Annotated in this window: 21 protein-coding genes, 1 tRNA gene and 1 rRNA gene (1 of these 23 running past the window's edge); 2 read left to right on the top strand and 21 right to left on the bottom strand. The window is 44.7% G+C overall.

The window, feature by feature from the left end; genetic code table 11:
- Positions 1 to 91: 91 nt before the first annotated feature.
- The 18 genes from VSQ32_20220 to VSQ32_20135 form a co-directional block, all read right to left on the bottom strand.
- A complete protein-coding gene (locus tag VSQ32_20220) occupies positions 92 to 856 on the bottom strand; it encodes a hypothetical protein (GenBank protein ID MEH2945101.1) in 765 nt (254 codons plus the stop codon).
- A gap of 32 nt (positions 857 to 888) precedes the next feature.
- Positions 889 to 1581, bottom strand: coding sequence for a DUF6033 family protein (locus tag VSQ32_20215; protein ID MEH2945100.1), 693 nt, complete (start codon positions 1579 to 1581; stop codon positions 889 to 891).
- Positions 1582 to 1636: 55 nt separating this feature from the next.
- Positions 1637 to 2062: a C-GCAxxG-C-C family protein gene (locus VSQ32_20210; protein MEH2945099.1), complete on the bottom strand. Its 426-nt coding sequence runs from the start codon at positions 2060 to 2062 to the stop codon at positions 1637 to 1639.
- A gap of 119 nt (positions 2063 to 2181) precedes the next feature.
- The gene (locus VSQ32_20205; protein MEH2945098.1) at positions 2182 to 2718 is read right to left on the bottom strand and encodes a hypothetical protein; all 537 of its coding nucleotides are present in this window, start codon (positions 2716 to 2718) and stop codon (positions 2182 to 2184) included.
- Positions 2719 to 2831: 113 nt separating this feature from the next.
- Positions 2832 to 3878, bottom strand: coding sequence for a hypothetical protein (locus tag VSQ32_20200; protein ID MEH2945097.1), 1047 nt, complete (start codon positions 3876 to 3878; stop codon positions 2832 to 2834).
- Between the two features lie 150 nt (positions 3879 to 4028).
- Positions 4029 to 4769 carry a hypothetical protein gene (locus tag VSQ32_20195; protein MEH2945096.1) on the bottom strand — a complete coding sequence of 247 codons (741 nt, stop codon included), beginning with the start codon at positions 4767 to 4769 and terminating at the stop codon, positions 4029 to 4031.
- Positions 4770 to 4858: 89 nt separating this feature from the next.
- The gene (locus VSQ32_20190) at positions 4859 to 5140 is read right to left on the bottom strand and encodes a hypothetical protein (protein MEH2945095.1); all 282 of its coding nucleotides are present in this window, start codon (positions 5138 to 5140) and stop codon (positions 4859 to 4861) included.
- Between the two features lie 138 nt (positions 5141 to 5278).
- On the bottom strand, positions 5279 to 5947 hold the full coding sequence (locus VSQ32_20185) for a DUF6033 family protein (GenBank protein MEH2945094.1): 669 nt from the start codon (positions 5945 to 5947) through the stop codon (positions 5279 to 5281).
- Positions 5948 to 6098: 151 nt separating this feature from the next.
- Positions 6099 to 6560, bottom strand: coding sequence for a hypothetical protein (locus VSQ32_20180; protein ID MEH2945093.1), 462 nt, complete (start codon positions 6558 to 6560; stop codon positions 6099 to 6101).
- A gap of 90 nt (positions 6561 to 6650) precedes the next feature.
- Complete coding sequence (locus VSQ32_20175; protein ID MEH2945092.1) at positions 6651 to 7247, bottom strand: hypothetical protein; 597 nt, start codon at positions 7245 to 7247, stop codon at positions 6651 to 6653.
- A 100-nt stretch (positions 7248 to 7347) separates the two neighbouring features.
- On the bottom strand, positions 7348 to 8025 hold the full coding sequence (locus VSQ32_20170) for a hypothetical protein (protein MEH2945091.1): 678 nt from the start codon (positions 8023 to 8025) through the stop codon (positions 7348 to 7350).
- Positions 8026 to 8112: 87 nt separating this feature from the next.
- Positions 8113 to 8790 carry a hypothetical protein gene (locus VSQ32_20165; GenBank protein ID MEH2945090.1) on the bottom strand — a complete coding sequence of 226 codons (678 nt, stop codon included), beginning with the start codon at positions 8788 to 8790 and terminating at the stop codon, positions 8113 to 8115.
- A gap of 96 nt (positions 8791 to 8886) precedes the next feature.
- Positions 8887 to 9660: a DUF6033 family protein gene (locus tag VSQ32_20160; GenBank protein MEH2945089.1), complete on the bottom strand. Its 774-nt coding sequence runs from the start codon at positions 9658 to 9660 to the stop codon at positions 8887 to 8889.
- Positions 9661 to 9697: 37 nt separating this feature from the next.
- The gene (locus tag VSQ32_20155; GenBank protein MEH2945088.1) at positions 9698 to 11092 is read right to left on the bottom strand and encodes a prepilin peptidase dependent protein A; all 1395 of its coding nucleotides are present in this window, start codon (positions 11090 to 11092) and stop codon (positions 9698 to 9700) included.
- Between the two features lies 1 nt (position 11093).
- A complete protein-coding gene (locus VSQ32_20150) occupies positions 11094 to 11771 on the bottom strand; it encodes a hypothetical protein (protein MEH2945087.1) in 678 nt (225 codons plus the stop codon).
- Between the two features lie 74 nt (positions 11772 to 11845).
- The gene (locus tag VSQ32_20145) at positions 11846 to 12502 is read right to left on the bottom strand and encodes a hypothetical protein (protein MEH2945086.1); all 657 of its coding nucleotides are present in this window, start codon (positions 12500 to 12502) and stop codon (positions 11846 to 11848) included.
- A gap of 26 nt (positions 12503 to 12528) precedes the next feature.
- Positions 12529 to 13938: a GHKL domain-containing protein gene (locus tag VSQ32_20140; GenBank protein ID MEH2945085.1), complete on the bottom strand. Its 1410-nt coding sequence runs from the start codon at positions 13936 to 13938 to the stop codon at positions 12529 to 12531.
- Entirely contained in the window at positions 13935 to 14666 is a 732-nt protein-coding gene (locus VSQ32_20135; GenBank protein MEH2945084.1) for a LytTR family DNA-binding domain-containing protein, read from the bottom strand. The genes VSQ32_20140 and VSQ32_20135 overlap by 4 nt, the downstream gene beginning before the upstream one ends.
- A gap of 530 nt (positions 14667 to 15196) precedes the next feature.
- On the opposite strand from VSQ32_20135, the gene istA reads away from it, so the two are divergent.
- Positions 15197 to 16735: an IS21 family transposase gene (gene istA, locus VSQ32_20130; protein ID MEH2945083.1), complete on the top strand. Its 1539-nt coding sequence runs from the start codon at positions 15197 to 15199 to the stop codon at positions 16733 to 16735.
- A gap of 14 nt (positions 16736 to 16749) precedes the next feature.
- A complete protein-coding gene (locus VSQ32_20125; GenBank protein MEH2945082.1) occupies positions 16750 to 17331 on the top strand; it encodes an ATP-binding protein in 582 nt (193 codons plus the stop codon).
- Between the two features lie 45 nt (positions 17332 to 17376).
- Here the strand turns inward: VSQ32_20125 and VSQ32_20120 are convergent, their stop codons facing one another.
- The 3 genes from VSQ32_20120 to VSQ32_20110 all read right to left on the bottom strand — a co-directional run.
- Positions 17377 to 18228, bottom strand: a complete 852-nt coding sequence (locus tag VSQ32_20120; protein ID MEH2945081.1) for an AAA family ATPase — start codon at positions 18226 to 18228, stop codon at positions 17377 to 17379.
- 393 nt (positions 18229 to 18621) lie between these two features.
- A tRNA-Asn gene (locus VSQ32_20115) sits at positions 18622 to 18693 on the bottom strand.
- A 101-nt stretch (positions 18694 to 18794) separates the two neighbouring features.
- Positions 18795 to 19964: ribosomal RNA gene (locus VSQ32_20110) — 23S ribosomal RNA — on the bottom strand; it runs 1738 nt beyond the window's last position.

Here is a 19964-nt window from a genome sequence, read left to right as displayed (position 1 = left end):
TTTTCCCTCCAAACTCTAAAATAATTTGTGGAACTGCCTTTCATCCGCTAAACAATAAATGCCCATAATCATTTTCATAATAACCTTTGCACTACAATAAATTATTTGTTTTTGCCGCAAAGTTTATATTCTCTTTCAATACATTTGCGAATATGTCTAACGCTGTTCCTTTTTTGTAGCCAAAACTCTTAAAAGCCGCCAAAAACTTTTCTCTTGTCTGTTCCATGATTGATACTGCCAAATCCCGGTATTCTGTGTCAAAAAGCTGAATCCTGTCTTGTTCTTCTCCTTCATTTTGAGAACCGTTTCTATTGAAAAACCATGAACTGTCCGGATTTTCAAAGGCTTTGTTTGTCTGCTGACAGGTAATATATCCTTCCAGATTTGCCAGACGCATCTTAAAAGCCTCATCCAGCCCAGCCAAATCTTCTTCAAGCGTAAGAGACCTTTTCCCCGTAAGTTCGTAAGAAACTTCACGGTCTCCCTTTTCATGTTTTTTTACGATTTCATTATAACGCGCCTCATATGTATCCATGATTGATTTCATTACATCTTCCACATTATAGTTCCCATCTTTTAATGTCTGGCTGCTGATTCCCCTCATTGCCGTATAATGTTCCCATGCAACCTCATTTGTATTTTGTATTGTCAGCTCCCTTGCATTGACATAATCCGAATCAGGTTCAAATTTATTTACCATTTCCCGCAGCATATTTCTTCCCTCATCAGAAATAGAGAGATTAACTGGCTGTTGCGTCACTTTCCTGCCTGCATTCGTATCAGATGCCTTTTCCTGCATATGATTTACAGCAGTCCCCATATAACAATAATTGCTTCCAATTCCATTCACACTCATTTTCAAATATCCTCCATTTTTTGATATAATATTTACACTTTTAAATCAAAGCCTGTCACTGTCGGTACTGTGGATATGGAACTATTACCCCTGCCAATTTTACTTATCAAGTTCTCTGTAACTTTTCCCATATCCGTTCCCATTACAGTAATATCATACTGCCTGCCATCTTTCTTTTCTTCCAGCTTCTCCTGCCCAGCCTTCTTTTCCTTATTCTTTTCAAGCAGCTTTTCCCATTCCTCTTTACGCTCTTTATTTCTGGCTCTCGCCTCCTCTGCCATTTTCTTGGACTCCTCTGTACCGGGGTCAGCTTCAAAAACACCTACGCACTTTGTCGTAATACAGTCCTCGCTGTCTATGCTGATTTCCAGACTGACCAGCCTCGCCCCATTTTTAGCAGAATTTTCACATATCTTATTGATACAGTCCGGCATTTGGGAAAGCGTATTCTCCAGCCATTCAGCCGTTTTGGGATTAGATGCCGCCTTTGAAAGCAGGCTGGAATTGATTGTCACGGAACTGTCCTTTGTTGGTGTCAGGCAGGCATATTTATGATTCAGATATTCTGAATATTCCCGTCTGCTCCCGTATGTGCTTTTCTTTTCCGTTTCCTTCTTTACTGCTTTTGTCCGCACTTCTTTATCTGTATTAACCTGTTCCAAATTGCTGTAATTCTGCTTCCTGACTCCATAGTCAGGAAGATTCCCCTTAATCTCCATTGCCATAATATCATCCTCCTCTACAAAAATCTTACCTGTAGTTCCTCTATCATTCAAAGCCTCATATGCCCCTTTGTGTAATCTCCAAAATATATTGGTGCGCAAATTCAATCCCTCTACAAGTCAAATTTTCACACATATGTGGCGGATCATTTTCTGAAAATCCCATAGGGCGTAGTTCAAAACATCTTAATGAACAAAATGTTTTTTCAAAATCAGACGCAAAGTTATAGCAGGCAGATACAATTTCATCTTCTGTTTTCCCCATCTTATGAAGATAAATGCCTATAAACATAAGTGTGCCTTCAACTAAGCCGCACTGTGCCCTATAACCTCCGGCACCATGCAATCCAACCGCAGACCAGATAATTTGCTGTTCAATGGCAGTTTCAAATAATTCACTCAAACATATGATTGCTGTCCTGGCACAATTTACATCATCATTCCAGTACAATTCATGTACCCGGTTCTTTATACATTCTTTCATAGATATATCCTCTCCCGGCTCCCCGATTCCCTAACTTATCGGAACGCCGGGGATGTCCGACCTGCTTTGTCAGGCTGTAGTTTATCGGGAATACGTGTCCGTGGGCAGGCTGTTTTCAATTATAATTTGCTTTTGCAGAAAGTCATAATGTCATTGATCCATTTGTTATACCGCAAATATCCGTCCCAATTTCCAAGCGTTTTCATATCATTCATAAGTTCGTGTGCCATCGTCATATAATCCGTTTTTTCGTGGTAGGAAGTACCGCCCATCTTATCCTTTAATATCGACATGGTCATAAAATTACTGTCCGATCTATTCCCTGTATGCGCATTTAACGCAAGCAGCTCCGTATAAGAGCAGCTATTTGGATTTACCTTGCTCACATCCACCGTCTGCTCGTATTCATTTCCGTTTTTGTCAGTGCCTTTCACGAGGTAAACCGGATTATCTTCTGAATAATCATCCGCCCGGTATACATTTGCGCTTTCTCCTGTCTTTACATGATGGATAGAAAATACTGCGTCAGGGTCAATATGTACTACATTTTTTGCACCCTGCACATTTGCCCCAAAGCCGCCTTTCGTACTGCTTTCTGCCTTTCTCGCTCCCTGCCATGCCGGATACCCTGCTGCCCCTATTCCATTTACATTCATTTCTCAAAACCTCCATTACTATCCATTATTTTAATAGCAGCCCCTCTGTCATTCAGAGCCGCCCTCTGTGCCATATTGGTAATATGCACCTCTAAGCAACCTCCACCACAATCCTAAAATCCCCAAAACTTCGATGTCAGCTCCTGGTTTACGATGGATGAGAGAAAATTGGGATTGTTGCTCTGGAACATTTTCAGGCTTTCAAAGAAAGCGGCCTTGCTCCCTGTCTTTAAGCCCGCAAAAGTTTTATCCAACTTCTGATTTTTCACATTCTTCTCCACATATTCATCCGACTGCTTTTCGTAATTATCAACCATCAAAGGATTCTTCTTTACTGCGCCTGCATACCAGTTTGTAAGGTATTTCAACGAGCTAAGCCCGCCGTCATCGTTTTTCCCCATCTTCTGGTACTCTGCGTATGCGTCCTTATCCATTGTCCGCATCATGTCAAGCGCACTTGTTGTCCTGACAAGTCCGCTCCCATGCCCTAAATACCTGCCCTGCGCCATACCGTAATCCATGTTTCCACTTGGATCTGCTTTTCCTGCGCTTGCCAGCTTCGCAATGGATTCCATCGCCTCCATGAATGACTTCCGACTTTCCTCCGGGATAAAGTTCTCCGCCGCATATTCTGCTTTCTTCATGCCGAGCGATATGTTCGCCTGACGTTCCTCCTCCGTCATGGAGCCGCTGTTCCCGACAAGGAAGTTCTGCCGGATGATGTCATACACAAATCCCTGATCCTCCTTGCCACAGTTCTCCAACGCAGACGCAACCGCCTTGTCTGCGCCGTACATCCCCGAATATGCCGGAAAATTATTTAAGGATTTGTCAATCTGCACAATATCCTTTTGGAATGCTGCATTTCTCTCCTCCATTGCTTCCCGATCTTCCGGCGACATGCTATCCCTCCTGTCCTCCGCAAGAGCCGCCAGTCCATCGCCGGAAAACTCCACGATAACCGAATCCCCATACTGTGAACGGATGTCTTTCATCGCCTGCAAGGTTTCCTCCTTTGACATCTTATCCATGATCTTGTTGCCATGCTCATCCGTGGTGTTAAACTCATATTTTACAAGGGTGTCTTTCTTATATGCACCACTTCCATATAAGGGGATATTTGTTGTCCCTCTGTAAAACTGTCTATAATCAATATTCACAATCTGCACTCTCCTTTTATATAACCGTGGAAATCTGTTTGCTGTATAAATAAATCCAAAGAATACGCTTTCTTTAATCCGCACTCCCTTTATGCGGTTCTGCCGAAATAACCTCTCCCTGCACGGTGGATGTTCCCTTGTCACAAATTGCTATTTTAAAGGAATACCATTCATTGTATTATATAGTTCGTCGGTTTTCCGAATGTATTCGTCTTTTGCTGCTCTGTACATTGTCCAATTATGGAAAATAAGAAACTTCTCGTCATTCATTGATATTTTTGTTCCATCAATGATATTTTTGTATATGTCATATGCTTTCTTTGTATCTCCTGTCATCTTTTCGATCAGGCTGCTGCCGTTTTCTGAATGGTAAGCATCGTATGCCGTTTTGTATTCTTCGTACTCCTCGGCTGCGGTTTTTGCCGTTCCGTCAGCAATCATAGCTTTTTTCTTTTCTATCAATTCATCAATCTTTTCCTTCGCGTACGCCTCTGCACCTTTCTCTATGTCTTCATCTTTATGAGAAGCCGCCGGATCTGCTAACTGTTTCAGGCGGAACTCTGCTTTAGCCAGATTTGTAATCGTATTGTATGGGTCAACCATTGCCTTCCAACTAACGGGCAGTTTTTCATTCATAGAGGATACAGCGTTTCTGAATTCATCTATATCAGAACCGATATGTATCAAGTCCATATCAGTATTTGTTTCCGTTTTTTCAGCGTAAAACTGCTGTCCTGCGGCAGAAATTGATACAGTATCCCTGTTTGCGCCAGACTTCGTTTCATTCTCAACCCTGCCGTCAACATGAGACTCTGACGCTCTTTCGCCTGCTGCCGCCGTATATGATGCCTGATTCATATAACGATTCATTTTAACATTCATAATCTGCATTTCCCTTTCCTTTATCTTAACTTATTATTATGCTTGCCATCTGCCGAAACAATCTCCCTTTGCACGTCGGTGTCATTCCAACTCCTGTTTCAGTCTGCACTCCCTTTATGCGGTTCTGCCGAAATAATCTCCCCTTGTCCGTAAGAATTCTCCGAAGATCCGTCCAGTTCACCGACATCAAGCTGCAGTTCCTCCGCTATGGGATCGTCATCATAGATTGCCGTGCCGTCATCTTCAATCTGATGCACCGCATCCGGGGCGGAGCTTGACGAATCATCTCCCTGTGTGGTACATCCGCTGATTGCAGGAATCATTATTGCTATAACAAATAATGTCAATAATCTGCTTTTCCATATTTCACTAACACGCATTTTCCAAGTTCTCCAATTTGTTTGATGTAACAGCCACCTGCTAATCAAAGCCACCTCTGCTCCCTTACAATATGTCTGTTCAATCCGCAGAAGCAAAGTTTATGCGCCTTTGCGGAATATGATATAAGCAATATCTCCTTATACCTTTATGTCAAAACCCGCCCCTTTGGGTTCCGATGTGCCAGAAATCGTTGCTATGAGGTTCTGTGTAACACTTTTTACATCACTGCCAGCAGCAGATACTGTAAACATTTCCGTCAGTTCTTTCCCCTCTGCCCGTTTTTCCGCAGCCTTTTCTTCTGCCTTTTTCTCATCCCGTCTTTTAGCCGCTTTTTCCTCCTGCGCCTTCTTTTCTTCCTTTCTCTCCTTAATCTTTTCTTCCAGTTCTTCCCCTGCTTTTTCTGTTCCCGGATCAACTTCTACCTGAGTAACAACTTCTGTAGTCATACTGTCATATCCATTCATGGTAATATCACAGCTTATCATTTTTGCGCCACGCGATGCCGCCGCTGACTTTATATTATCAACTACTTTCGGAATCAAAGATAAATTATATTCCAGCCATTCAGATGTTTTTTCATCACTTGCAGCTTTCGCTAAAAGAGAACTGTTTATATTTACTGAATAATCTTTGCTTTTCATACATTCGTACTTTTCAGTAAGATAGGACAATTCATCCTTTGCCGTCTTTCTGACCGCTGTTTCCTTTGCTGTACCCGCTCCCTCTGCCGCCTGCCTTTTGCCATTTGCAGAATTTGTGTAACCTGCATAAGCGTTTGTGTAATCTGTTACTCCTGAAATTGCCATAATCTTTATCCTCCTGATTGCTAAAATTATTATGCTAATCCTAACGGCAACTCATCCGTCATTCAGAGCCGCCCATGCCCCCTTGTGGTAAGTCCGGGCAATTTATTTCATCATGCAGACCTACCAATACCCTTAAAATTATGCGCATTTTCTATACTTCACTTGAAACATTCGACATTTCATTTGATACAGTATCATTTTCAGCCGTAGGCGTATTATCGGTCTCCTGCTTTGCATTTTCATTGGGTGCTTCTGTCGGTTTAGAAATTTCTAAGCTCATGGTTGTTTCCATTCCGCCGATACTCATTGTCATTACAAGCACTCTTGAACCGTCTGGCTTAACAATAATTTCTGTCTTTGATTCAGATTCTTGTTTATCTTCCTGCTTCAATTCTTCATCTGATACGTCATTATCCTCCTGCTCCAATAATGGATTTGTTGATTTAAGCGCCTTATAAATATCCTGCACATTGGCATTCTGCCTTGTATCTTCGGGTGCAGACACCTCTGTTTCCTGTTTTTGTGGGGAAAATTGTCCGACCCTGCTCTTGTTGTGTTTATTTGTTGCTACATTGTTTTGATAATAATTATGTCCTATTCCGCTAACGCTCATTTTTCAAATCCTCCATTGTTATCAATATTTATTGGCGGTTCTTCTGTCGTTCAGAACCGCCTTTGCCCCCTTATGTTAAGTCCGGGCAATTTACTTATCGAGAAGCCCTAAAAACTTCTGCCATTCCATATAGCCTTTCAAGTCCCCATAACTATACTCTGACTGCATAATATCTTTGACAATATCCACCCAATTCATCTTTGTTGAAAAACCCCAGGAGCCGGAATTTCTCTGCTCCGCATTTTTTACGGCTTTTGCAACTGCGGCTTTCAGTACTGTATCTTCAAAACTGCCTTTCCCGCTTTCTTTCAAATGGGAAGTGTACGCATACATTTCAGCCGTATCACAATTTTTCGGGTCTACCTTAGAAACATCTATCATTCGTTCTGTTACATTCCCGTCCTTATCCCATGTTTTCACTTTATAAACCGGATTACCCGGATCAAAATCCTGCGTCTTATATACAGTAATAGATGAATTGTTTACTACATCAACATTAGAGCAAATTGCAATATCTCCCGTTTCTTCCTTAGAGCCATGCAATGTAGCTGTTGAAGTCTGTCCTGTTGCCTGCGCCGCTTCCGCCGCCTGTTTTGCAAAGCTCCCGCCTGCCACATTTCTTCCTGTCTTTCTTGTTTCATACCCCGCCACCGGGTAGCCTGCTGTTCCAATTCCGCTAATACTCATTTTTCAAATCCTCCATTGTTATCAATATTTATTGGCGGTTCTTCTGTCGTTCAGAACCGCCAATGCCCCCTTATAATAAGTCCGGGCATGATGCCCGCATTTATCCGAGCAACGAATCACCGCCTGCCATAGTTTCTGTCATGATATTTGCATCATAAACACTGGAAGCCTTCGCCATCTGCTGCTTACTACTCCATGCCTTTGCCAGTCTGCTTCTCTCCTGTTCCGCCTTAGCAACCTTTTCATCCAACAGCTCCTGTTGCTGTCTCTTGGCCTGCGCCCGCTTTTCCAGATATTCTTCCAGCAATTCCTTATTCCTGTCTTTCTTCCCGCTTGTTTTCTTATAAAAACTATCCTGCGAACGTGCAAAAAACTCCGAATCATTATTAGGGCCAGACCATGAATCTCCTCTATAATCTTTCTCGGTCGCTCCTACCGTTATAAGTAATGATGCTTTTAACGGAGCAAACGATGACGTCAGATCACGCTGAAGCGCCGACATTATCTTTGCCCTATATTCCGGATCGGCTTTCATATTTTTAAATGCCTCCTCCGATATATTGACTGCCAGATTGGTAATTGTTCTATTCTTTGGTATCCTCTCAAGTTCAGCATAAAATTCCTTCTTAAACAGTTCCATTTCTTCCGCTTCCGATAATTCCTGCGTACTCTCTGCTTTTCCAGTGTCAATTTTTTCCGTACCGTTCACATTCTTTGTGTTTCTCTTTGTTTCCACATTGTTCTGATAATAATTTTGTCCCACCCCACTGATAACCATTTTCAAATCCTCCTTTGATACTACGGCGCCTCTGTTGTTCAGGCCGCTCTTGCTCCCTTGCTGGAAGTCCGGGCATGATACCCGCATTTATCCGAGCAACGAATCACCACCTGCCACAGTGTCCGTCATGATATTTGCATCATAAACACTGGAAGCCTTTGCCATCTGCCGCCTACTATCCCACGCCTTTTCCAGCCTGCTTCTCTCCTGCTCCGCCTTTGCAACCTTTTCATCCAACAGCTCCTGTTGCTGTCTCTTGGCCTGCGCCCGCTTTTCCAGATATTCTTCCAACAGCTTCTTTTTATTATTTTGTTTACCACTTGTCTTTTTATAAAAACTGTTTTGTGAACGGGCATAAAATTCTGAATCATTATTGACAGACCAGCCATCTGCCCTATAATCTTTGGCAGTAGCTCCTACCGTAATCACCAGAGAACAGTCCGGAGCCGGGGCAACGGAACCCGTCATATCTCGCCTGATTACAGACAACATTTGTTCCCTGTACTTTGGATCAGCTTTCATATTTTTAAACGCTTCCTCTGATATATTAACCGCTACATTTGCTATTGTTTTATCTCGTGGTATCCTCTCAAGTTCAGCATAAAATTCCTTCTTAAACAGTTCCATTTCTTCCGCTTCCGATAAGCCCTGCGTACTCCCTGCTTTTCCAGTGCAAATTTTTTCCATACCGTTCACATTCTTTGTGTTTCTCTTTGTTTCCACATTGTTCTGGTAATAATTTTGTCCTACTCCACTGATAGCCATTTTCAAATCCTCCATTTTAAGCTTTATTTAATACAAAGTCATTTACTTATCTTCTCCCACTTTCTCCTGCTGCAACATGGCTGTCAATATCAAACTTTATGCCTTTATGTCAAAACTTCCACCTGTCGGTGACGATGTGCCTGACACCGCCTCAACAATATTCTGTGTAACACTTTTCACATCCGTGCCAGTGGCAGATACCTTGTATGTCCCTTCTGTCAGTTTTTCCATCTGTTCTTTTCTTTCTGCCCGACGTTCCGCCGTCTTTTCTTCCTCTGCCTTTTTCTCTGCTTGCTTTTTAGCTATTTTTTCCTTTTCTTCACGTTTCTTTCTGGCTTTTAACAGGCGTTCTTCCTCTTCCTTATACTTCTTCTGTATTTTATCAGTATTATTATTTCCGTTTCCTGTATTTGCTGTCCTCATGCCACCACAGGATGACTGCCTGTTGCCACTGGCATCATATGTAACAGTTCTTCCGCCAAGCACGACACCATCTCTCTGCGCCCACCCATAAACCATTGAGTTTGCAGCAACTTCTCCCGACAGATTCCATTCGATTTCTTTTGCAAATTCAGGATCATTTGCCATTTTCTTCAAACAGTCATACGAAAGATTTACCGTAACTCTGCTACTGTTACTCGGTAATACGCCGCCATTTGTATTGAAATTTATCTGCGGAAATTTCTTGCATAGCTTTTCATAATATGCCTGCACCTTGTCTTTGCTGTTTGCTGATGTGTTTGTCTTTACCTCTGCTGCCGCCTTGTTATCCGGCTTTTTCGCGGTATCAACATAATTTGCCGTATAGTTGCTGTAATTCTGCTTCCTGACTCCATAGTCAGGAAGATTCCCCTTAATCTCCATTGACATAATTCTCATCCTCCTTCAAAAAATCTTACCTGCAGCTTTATATACCGATTATACGGATTGTTTCCCCGTCAACAGCATATCTTGCACTGAATCCTCCCAGCAGACTGTTTCCATTCATCTTTTCATAATCCTTAATCGCAAGTATGTCTGCCCTGTAATCAAGGTATGTCTGGTTCTGCCCCGGATCATTAAGCAGTCTGTCAAGGGGCGCATCCAGCCCTTTTATCCTGCCGTTCTCCACCATGATATCTGACAGTGCCACATTACCGCCCATTGCTTTCTGCAAAAATGCCTCAATCCCCATTGCAGCTTTCAATATGTACTGCTCCTGCTTAGTCATCCCTTGCATACTGGCATTTATGGAAATATAAGTATCCATCAGTTCCCCGGAAAAACCGTTCAGGATGTCCTCCACTTTTTCCTTCACAGCCGCATCTTCAATCCCCTTTACTTCCGCCTTTCCGTCTATGCCAATGCTGACCTCAAAAGAAGGTATGGGGGAAACGCCGGACTGCTCCATCTGCTGAAAGATTTTTTCACTTATATCTGTCCGCAGTTTTGCGGAAGCCATTGCACCGTCAATCTCATGCGCGGATGCAAAAACTCTGACAAGCCCTTTCTCCTGCTCCGTCAGTTCCCCACCCGCCGCCATTCTGGAAAGAAGTTCCTCTTTCCTGCTCTCGTCAAAAACTTCCCCTTCTGCCAGATATTCTGCTGCCTGTTTGTTATGCAGCTCATCCATCTGCTGTGTATAATATGCCCCGTACTTCTCCCTGATCTGCTGGAGCGCCAGCTTTTCTTCCGTGGCATCGCCGCCGTCATGCAGTTTTTTACGCAGTGCATAGGCATATTCCTGCATTTCCTTTGCCTGCTGCCTCAGTACGTTATCATTTGCGGCCTGCTTCGTTTGGAATGAAAGGTGGTAATATTCCTCTGCATTTACCGGAGAGCCATCCTTTGCCAGTACCTTCACCGTATATTCCCGGTTTTCCAGATTCCAGTTCGGCACGGTCACACTCTTGCCGCCATTTCCATTATCCCTGCCAATCCCCACCTGGTTCCCGTCACCGTCATACAGAACAAGGTCATAATCACAGCCCTCCGGGATATGGTCAAGAGTCACTGTTATGTCAAGGTTTCGCTTGTCGGACACGGTTCCTAAAATCCTGTATTCCGCTATATTGAACTGATAATAGTCGGCATCGTCCACATCCGACAGCCGCCCCTGCAAATATCCGTCCGGCTTGTTGATAAGCGTGGTCAGGTCAAGCGTCCTCCCGAAACAGTCCGCACCCTCAGACTTATTGCTTTTCCAGTAATAATCATTGGAAATCTTTTCATTCTCCCGGATAACCTTGTTGAAATTCTGGCTCACGGCAAAATCCCTGGGATTCCAATATATTACTTTGTTCGATAATGATACGTTATTCATTTTACTTTATCTCACCGCCTGCCATAGTTTCCGTCATGACATTAGCTTCATAAGCACTGGAAGCCTTCGCCATCTGCTGCTTACTGCTCCATGCCCTTGCCAGCCTGCTTCTCTCCTGTTCCGCCTTAGCAACCTTTTCATCCAACAGCTCCTGCTGCTGCCTCTTAGCCTGCGCCCGCTTTTCCAGATATTCTTCCAGCAGTTCTTTCTGCCTTGCCTTTTTCTCCCGTCCGGCATCAGTCCTCTTTGCGGAAGAACTCCCGGAATACCCCACATTCTCCTTCATGCCCTGCGTATAGCCGTAGCATTTCTCATAAGTATCATCTATATGGGTATACGCAGCCACCGGGATATTTCCCCCGAAATCAACGGCTTTGTTCTTTGCCAGTGCATCCAGTATCTTCTTCTCATATTCCGGGTCTTCCTGCATTTTCTTATAAGCCGCATCCGTTATGTCGATTGTCCAATTCATGCCTCTCTGTGAAGGGTGTGTATACAGGCTGTTCATCTTTTCATCAAAATATGCCTTATACTCATCCAGCGTCATGTCTTTTGGAGAAACAGTACCTTTCTCCTCGGCCTTTCCCGCGAATCCGACATCTGCCCGCTTTTCCTCCTTCCTCACGCCCTCATAGCCTTTCGCCCCATAATAACTGCCATAAACTGTACCTATTTCCATTGCCACATTCTCCTTCCTACTCTGTCATTCTAAGCCGCTCCTGCTCCTTTATAGTAAGTCCGGGCTGCCTGATATTAAATCGAACCCCCGTCTGCCATAAGGAAACTTGCTTCATAAGCAGCATTTGCTCCCGCACTCACATTCCGTGACATTCTGCCCGATTCCTGTTTCCGCTCTATGGCATTCTCAGTCAGACGCTTCCTTTCAAGAGCCGCCTTTAAATCTTTCTCTGCCAGCTCCTGCTTTAACCGTTTTTCTTCCAACAGCTTCCTATACTCCCGTTTCTTTTCTGCTTTCTTTACATAAAAAGAATCCTTATCTTTGGAATGAGCCGAAAATGCCGATTCCGCCTCCTTTGCATGGTCTGCCATATAGGAATAACCTTTATACCCATTTTCATCAATATTTATCAACGTCCCGCCACACATCTTATTGGAACCAACGGCATCCTCCCGGATAATCTTCATCATTTTATTTTTAAACTCACTGTCTTCCATCATTTTCCTGAAAGCCCCGTCCGTTATCTGTATGGATGTATTTACTCCCCACGGCATGGAATTTATTTCATTCCAGATTTCTTTTTTGAAATTCTCCAGTTTTTCTGCATCCGAAACTTCCTGCGTCTGCCCTGCCCGTTCTGTAAAACTTGCTCCTCTTGCAGTATTTTTCTGTGTCCTGCCCATGTGCTGGTATGCGCCTGTCACAGCATTGCTTACTCCTAAAATGCTCATAATACATTCTCTCCTTTCTTTTTCCGTCACACAATTTTATCCAGATTTTCCTGCTGCAACATAACCGTCACATGGAACACATCCCGCTTCACTTTTATGTTTACCCCGCCAAAATATCTCCCGGCCACATCACGCACGTTTTCAAGGCCAATCCCATGTTCCGTGACGATATCCGGCAGGACATTCTGTTTTGTTGTAGCCGGGAACAAGCTGCCTTTTCTTATTGGAACAGCCCCGTCAAAGCTATTCTCGACTTCCAACAATAAAAATTGTTTCTTCCGTTTCAGCATAAGACGTATGAAGCCTTCCCCCTGCTCCAGCTTTTCACAGGCTTCTATGGCATTATCCAAAAGGTTGTTTAAGATAATCCCTAAATCAAATACCGGGATTTCCCCTCCATACCGGAAATCTGCATCAAACCGGATTCCCGCCTTCTCCGCCCTGCGGCATTTATCATTGATAATGACATCCGTAACCGGATTACTTGTCACATACTTATATTCCAGTTCCTGCATGGTCTCGTCCATCCGCCGTACATAGTCCTCTATTTCCCCATACTGCCCGACTCCTGCCAGCCCTTGGATATTCGCCATGTGGTTCTTCATCTCATGGCGCACCTTGCGGATGCTGCCATAAAAATTCTCCGCTTCCTCCAAACGCTTCTTCATGGCTTTGACCTGCTGTTCTTCCACAAAAGCTTTTTGTCTTTCAGAAAGCAGAACCCGGTATCTCTGCCAGAAATAAATAAGCGCCGCTTCCCCTGCAAATATGAAAACCGCTATCATGGGAATCTTCCAGAGCAGGTCTGGCTTTTCGTCAAACAGTAAAAAAAATTCCGTATCTATTTTTACAGCCATCAGCCCGTTTACCACTCCTACAATCATGCTCCCTACAAAATTCAATACAGAAAGCAGAAGGACATCCTGCCATGCCATATTATCCACGCCTTTGATAAGCCTGCAAAGGATAAGTGTCATTGCCGCCAATAATATTGCATAAGAAATTACCAGGCAAAACATTCCAACCGCCATGCAGCGGTACATTTCCTGTAGATAGTTATCCTGCATCACATCCAGGCTTTTCAGCATTGCATTTACTATTTTCTGATAAATACTGTTTGCCATCAGATAGCCCAGACAATGGAAATTACAGAATGCCAGTATGATAAAAAACGCTTTCCCAATCTGCTTTTTGTAACATATCCCGGCATAGCCCATGATTGCGGAAGCTAAAACACCGTACCGAACCCATGAAGCGCATGGAAGAAATCCGATCCCTATATTGGCAAGGATAAACAGCACTGCCGCAATGCCATCCCTTTTTATTTTTTTCTCTCTAAAAGCCGCCGCCCATAAAACAAGGAACACAATGGCTTGTATGACGGTTCTCCATATATCCAATATGCTGTTTATTGTTTCAAATTCTGACTGGCTCATAGGCTGTCCTCCGAAATGTAATCCATGTATGCCTGCACAAAACCGTCATATTTGTACCTTGAAAGCAGCAGCTTATCCCCGTTCGCCATCCTTACCTCCGTCCTGTCATACCCCTCCACATGGAAAAGGTTGATCAGGTATCCCCGGTGGATGCGGTAAAACTGCCCCGCCAGTTCCTCCTCCAAATCCCCGATCTTCGCATAGTATTCTATATTCCCATCTTTCAGGTACAGGACAATATTGTGGTTCCGGCTTTCCATGTAATAAATGTCATTCAGCGGAATCACTTTTCCCTCGCCGCCATACTGGATCACGAGTTTTTTCTTCCGCTGCTCCGCCTCCGATACAATCTGCCCCGCCGCCCGTCCGAACACCTCCGCAAATTTCTGTTCGTCCACGGGCTTTACCAGATACTGGAACGCGCCTACGTCAAATGCGTCATACACATATTTTTCATACCCTGTTACAAAAATAATGATGGGCTGTTTGGGCGTCTTTATACCCCGGATATGCCTCGCCAGCCCCATGCCGTCCAAGCCTGAGCCTGAGCCGCCCATCTCTATATCCAGAAATAGAATGTCATGCTCCTTACCGTCCGAAAGATACGCATCAGCAGAATCATATTCCGTGATATTACATTCCCTTCCCTGCTTTTTGATAAGCGAAACAAGGTAAGACCTTATGTTTTTTTCATCGTCACACACTGCAATTTTTATCGTTTCCGTCACCTCCAGCCTTCAACTAAATTATCGGAAAAATCAACGGGATTTCTAACGTCTGCTTCGTGAATGGTTAATCCGGCTTCGTGAATCGCAGATTTTTATTCTTCAAATCCAAACCGCTCTTATTATTCCCTTTAAGGCGGCGCATAGCCAGCGCAGAAAAAACAGGGAGCGGCATGCAGGCATCTTCTTTCTAAAACCCCCGCTTTCTTGATAGTTTTCTGATATAAGCAGGCCGCCGCATATGGGATAAAACCATAACGACGGTCTTTACATAATCAATGGTATCTTTTCCAACCTTGCCACATTTATCTCATCATGAAAACCGTAATCCTATTTGTCAAGCTTATAGGTGAATATTCTAACGCTTCGGAGCCACCGTTTTATCGCTTGAGAGCCATTTGATTTTGGTATTCTAATGCTTGAGAGCCACCACAACATCTGGTGGTCTTTGATATTTGATTTTATATAGGATCTCCTATAGATTTTGATAGAAAGCCTGGTGCTTTTAATAAATCTATAGGAGGTCTTTTATTATGTACAAAAAGACGAAACCCAGAAGCGTAATGGAGCTTCTAAACAAAAATCTAAGCGAAAGGGAGGTGGCGGCAATGCTTGGATGCTCAAGAAACACAGTCTCTGAAATTAAAGAACTCTGCAGACAGCAGGGCATGACCTGGGATGACATTCAGGATATGACAGATGACGGGTTGTACGATATTTTATATCCTAAGAAATTCAAGCGGACAACAAACTATGTGCCTGTCGATTATGCATACGTACATTCAGAACTCAGGAAAACTGGAGTGACTATGAAACTGCTGTGGGAAGAGTATCGGGACAAATGCGTGAGCGAGGGCAGGGAATACTGTGCGTATCCTACATTTACTGTTAATTATTACAAATACACTGGCGAGAAGAATTATACCAGCCATATACAGCACAGGCCGGGAGTCGAAGTAGAGGTGGATTGGTCTGGTCCTACAATGTCATATGTGGACGTGGATACCGGAGAAATCATAACCGCATATCTGTTTGTCGCCACACTGCCATACAGCCAGTATGGGTATGTGGAAGCCACTACGGATATGAAAGAAAAGGCGTGGCTTGAATGCCATGTGCATATGTTTGAATTCTTCGAAGGCACTCCTGTGAAGATTGTCTGCGACAACTTGAAAACTGGTGTTGTGTCCCATCCTAAGAAGGGCGAGATCATCCTCAATGATGCATATCTGGCATTGGGGGAGTATTACGTGACCGCCATCATGCCTACAGGCGTTAAAAAGCCCAGGCAGAAAGCCAGCGTAGAAGGTTCCGCAGGCAAGATTGCGACGGCTGTTATAGCAAAGCTTAGGAATGAGATATTTACATCACCTGGATCGCTAAACTCAGCTATTCGCAAGGCTGTAAAGGAGTACAATGACAGACCGTTCCAGAAAAGGGATGGAAGCAGGAGCACTGTTTTCAATACGCAGGAAAAGGCTTATCTGAGAGCCCTGCCGTCAGTCCCTTACGAGGTGTGTGAATGGTCTTACGGACATAAGGTGGGCAGGAACTCCCATATAAGCTTTAACAAGGGTCAATACTCTGTTCCCAGCAGATATATTGGCTGTAAGGTTGATGTCAAATACAACTCCCGCCTTGTCTTTGTCTATTATAACAGAAGCGAAATTGCAAGACATGAAATTCTTCCCAGGGGCATAGTAAACGGTGTCAGGACAGATGAATCCCATCTTCCGTTTCCGCTTAAGAAGAATAAGCAGGCTGAAGACCTGATTGACGCAGCCAGAGAAATCGGGCCGAATACTTTTGAGTTGATCCGAAGGATGTATGACGAGGCAAAAGTAAAGGAGCAGCCCACGCAGACGGTCGCAGCCATTCTCGCAATTGCTGACACCTTTACGCCGGACATCTTAGAAGCCGCTTGTAAAAAAAGCTTAAAGCAGTATCATATGCCTTTTTACAAAACGGTATACAAGGCTGCTGAGAATCTAAATAATCAAAAAGAGCTTGAAAAATTCAAAGAAACAAATAAAACAACCGGCATCGTAAGAGGTGCCGATTACTACGGATAGGAGGAAATACCATTATGAAATTTGAGTTAAAGAAAAACCTTACAAAACACGAGCCGGGTGATTTGGCCAGACTGGTGGAAAACCAGGAAAGCGATATCGCATTGGCAGATTTGAGCTTTGATGCAAGATTGGAACAACTGCTTGAGGAATTGATCTGTGAAAGAGAAAACAAGCTTATTAACAGGCTGATAAAGGCCGCCTCATTCAAGTATCCAATGGCAGGCATTGAGTCTCTGGATTTTGACGCAAGACAAGTCAAGAAGAACACGATAATCAATCTTGCCGCAATGGGATTTGTGACTACGGCAACAAACCTTATAATCACAGGTCCGGCCGGTGCTGGCAAAACCTATCTTTCATGTGCGTTGGGAATTGAGGCATGCAAAAAAACTTACAGGGTTTTCTACATCCGAATGCCTGATTTAATGCGCAATTTTGAGGACAGGAGGGATGACCTTAAAGAGTTGACCCGGTACAGGAAGAGATTGGGTAACTACAACATCCTCATAATCGACGAGTGGCTTAACTACAAGCTTAACGAGAGGGATGCAAAGATGCTCTATGAATTGTTTGAGCAGAGAAGCGGAAACAATTAGACACTTGTAAGACCTGTAAAAAAAGTTGGAGCTGTGAGCTCATGCTCATGGCTCCATTACTATATCTTGTGTTTGTGATGGCTCTAAAGTGTTAAAATCCGAGGTGGCTCTCAAGCGATAAAACGGTGGCTCCGAAGCGTTAGAATATTCATTTGCCGCCGCACCGTTTTTGTCATAGCTGTAAATACTCTGCCCTGCGGCGCTGGTTTCCGCCGCTTTCACCGCAACGGGGATGACTGTCTGGTACACCTTGATTACCCTCCCGTAATTCTGCCTTAGATTGTCGGCTGTGGCACGGGCAAGGTTTGTCCGCATATCTGCCAGCGTCAATAACACGCCGTCCACCTTTAAACCGGGGTTAATCTGCCGCTGTACCTTGCCTATGGTTTTCATAAGCTGCGTCATTCCCTTTAAGGGGAGATAGTGCGCCTGCACCGGGACGATTACGCTGTCCGCCGCCGCAAGCGCATTGATAGTGAGCATACCCAGACTCGGCATACAGTCAATCAGGATATAGTCATAATCCTTTTTCAGCTCGCTTAAATAGGATTTCATGGTGAACTCCCGGCTCATGGCGTTTACAAGCGTGATTTCCATGCCGGACAGCTCGATATTCGCCGGAATCAGGTCTACGCCCTCGTCATGGTGTAAAATCCCCTCTCCCGCTTCAAACAGCTCATCACGGATTATCTTCTCCATCTGCGTTGAGAGCGTGACCGGAAGGCTGTCCTGATCCGCCCAGCCTAAAGAGGTTGTCAAATCCCCCTGCGGATCGGCGTCCACAAGCAACACTTTCTTCCCCTCGTTTGCAAGCCCTACCCCTAAATTTACGGTAGTCGTGGTCTTGCCCGTCCCGCCTTTCTGGTTTGCAAGGGCGATTACCTTACATTTAGACATCACGGTTTACCTCCTTTCCTGAAAAATTTAATAGCCACCCTGCATAAGACAGAATGGCTATGTATGGGTTTTGGGAAATAAAAAAAGCCGACTGATTCTCGTAAAAAAATCAATCGGCTATGTAACAGGAAATTCTATCTGCCATAATCAACAGGCAGATAGCAGTCTTAAAATATGTTATGTGGAGAAAAATAAAACCCCATACAAATTTGCATGAGGTCTTAGATGGATGGCACAAACCTTTTCGTGCATCCCATAGATATGTAATTGATAAGTAGTTATGTTTCGGTTCACAATCGCATGGCAACCGGAACCTTGCTTTTTTATTCTTTGAAATGGAACAATCAATAATAAAAAACCTTGCAAACGCCGATGTTTACAAGGTTTTTCAAGCTCCCCGAGTTGGGCTCGAACCAACAACCCCGCGGTTAACAGCCGCGTGCTCTACCATTGAGCTATCGAGGATTATCTGTTCAGTTTTCTTTTCTGTACCCTGAAAAACCCATACAGCCTACAGCCCTTACATCTCCTCTTCCCGTCTTACATCTTCTTCCTTCTTTCTTCCTCTGGTCAAGCCCTCGACCGATTAGTAGCAGTCAGCTCCATCCATTGCTGCACTTCCACTCCTGCCCTATCTACCTCGTACTCTCCAAGGGGTCTTACTTCTTTCGAATGGGACATCTCATCTTGAGGGGGGCTTCACGCTTAGATGCCTTCAGCGTTTATCCCGTCCGGACTTGGCTACCCTGCCATGGCACTGGCATGCCAACAGATGCACCAGTGGTCCGTCCATCCCGGTCCTCTCGTACTGGGGACAGCTCCTCTCAGATCTCCTTCGCCCGCGCCGGATAGGGACCGAACTGTCTCACGACGTTCTGAACCCAGCTCGCGTACCGCTTTAATGGGCGAACAGCCCAACCCTTGGGACCTGCTGCAGCCCCAGGATGCGATGAGCCGACATCGAGGTGCCAAACCACTCCGTCGATGTGAACTCTTGGGAGTGATAAGCCTGTTATCCCCAGGGTAGCTTTTATCCGTTGAGCGATGGCAATCCCACGTTCTGCCACCGGATCACTAAGTCCTACTTTCGTACCTGCCCCACCCGTCGGTGTCGCAGTCAGGCTCCCTTCTGCCTTTGCACTCTCCAGATGGTTTCCGTCCATCCTGAGGGAACCTTTGAGCGCCTCCGATACCCTTTCGGAGGCGACCGCCCCAGTCAAACTCCCCGCCTGGCATTGTCCCACCGCCGGCTTACGGCGGCTGGTTAGAAACCCGGTACTGCAGGGGTGGTATCCCAACAGCGGCTCCGCATGGGCTGGCGCCCTTGCTTCTTAGCCTCCCACCTATCCTGTACATGCAGCACCAGATCCCAGTACCAGACTGGAGTAAAGCTCCATGGGGTCTTTCCGTCCTGGCGCGGGTAGCCAGCATCTTCACTGGCATTTCAATTTCACCGGGTGCATTGTCGAGACAGTGCTCAGATCATTACGCCTTTCGTGCGGGTCGGAACTTACCCGACAAGGAATTTCGCTACCTTAGGACCGTTATAGTTACGGCCGCCGTTTACCGGGGCTTGGATTCAGAGCTTCGCACCGCGATACCCTGAAGGGCACCGCAAATACTAACCCCTCCTCTTAACCTTCCGGCACCGGGCAGGCGTCAGCCCATATACTTCACCTTCCGGTTTTGCATAGACCTGTGTTTTTGCTAAACAGTTGCCTGAGCCTTTTCTCTGC

It is taken from the genome of Lachnospiraceae bacterium JLR.KK002, from assembly GCA_036941025.1.
Taxonomy (GTDB): domain Bacteria; phylum Bacillota; class Clostridia; order Lachnospirales; family Lachnospiraceae; genus Petralouisia.
The sequence above is the reverse complement of the archived record's forward strand: the minus strand, read 5'-3'. Positions and strand labels throughout refer to the sequence as shown.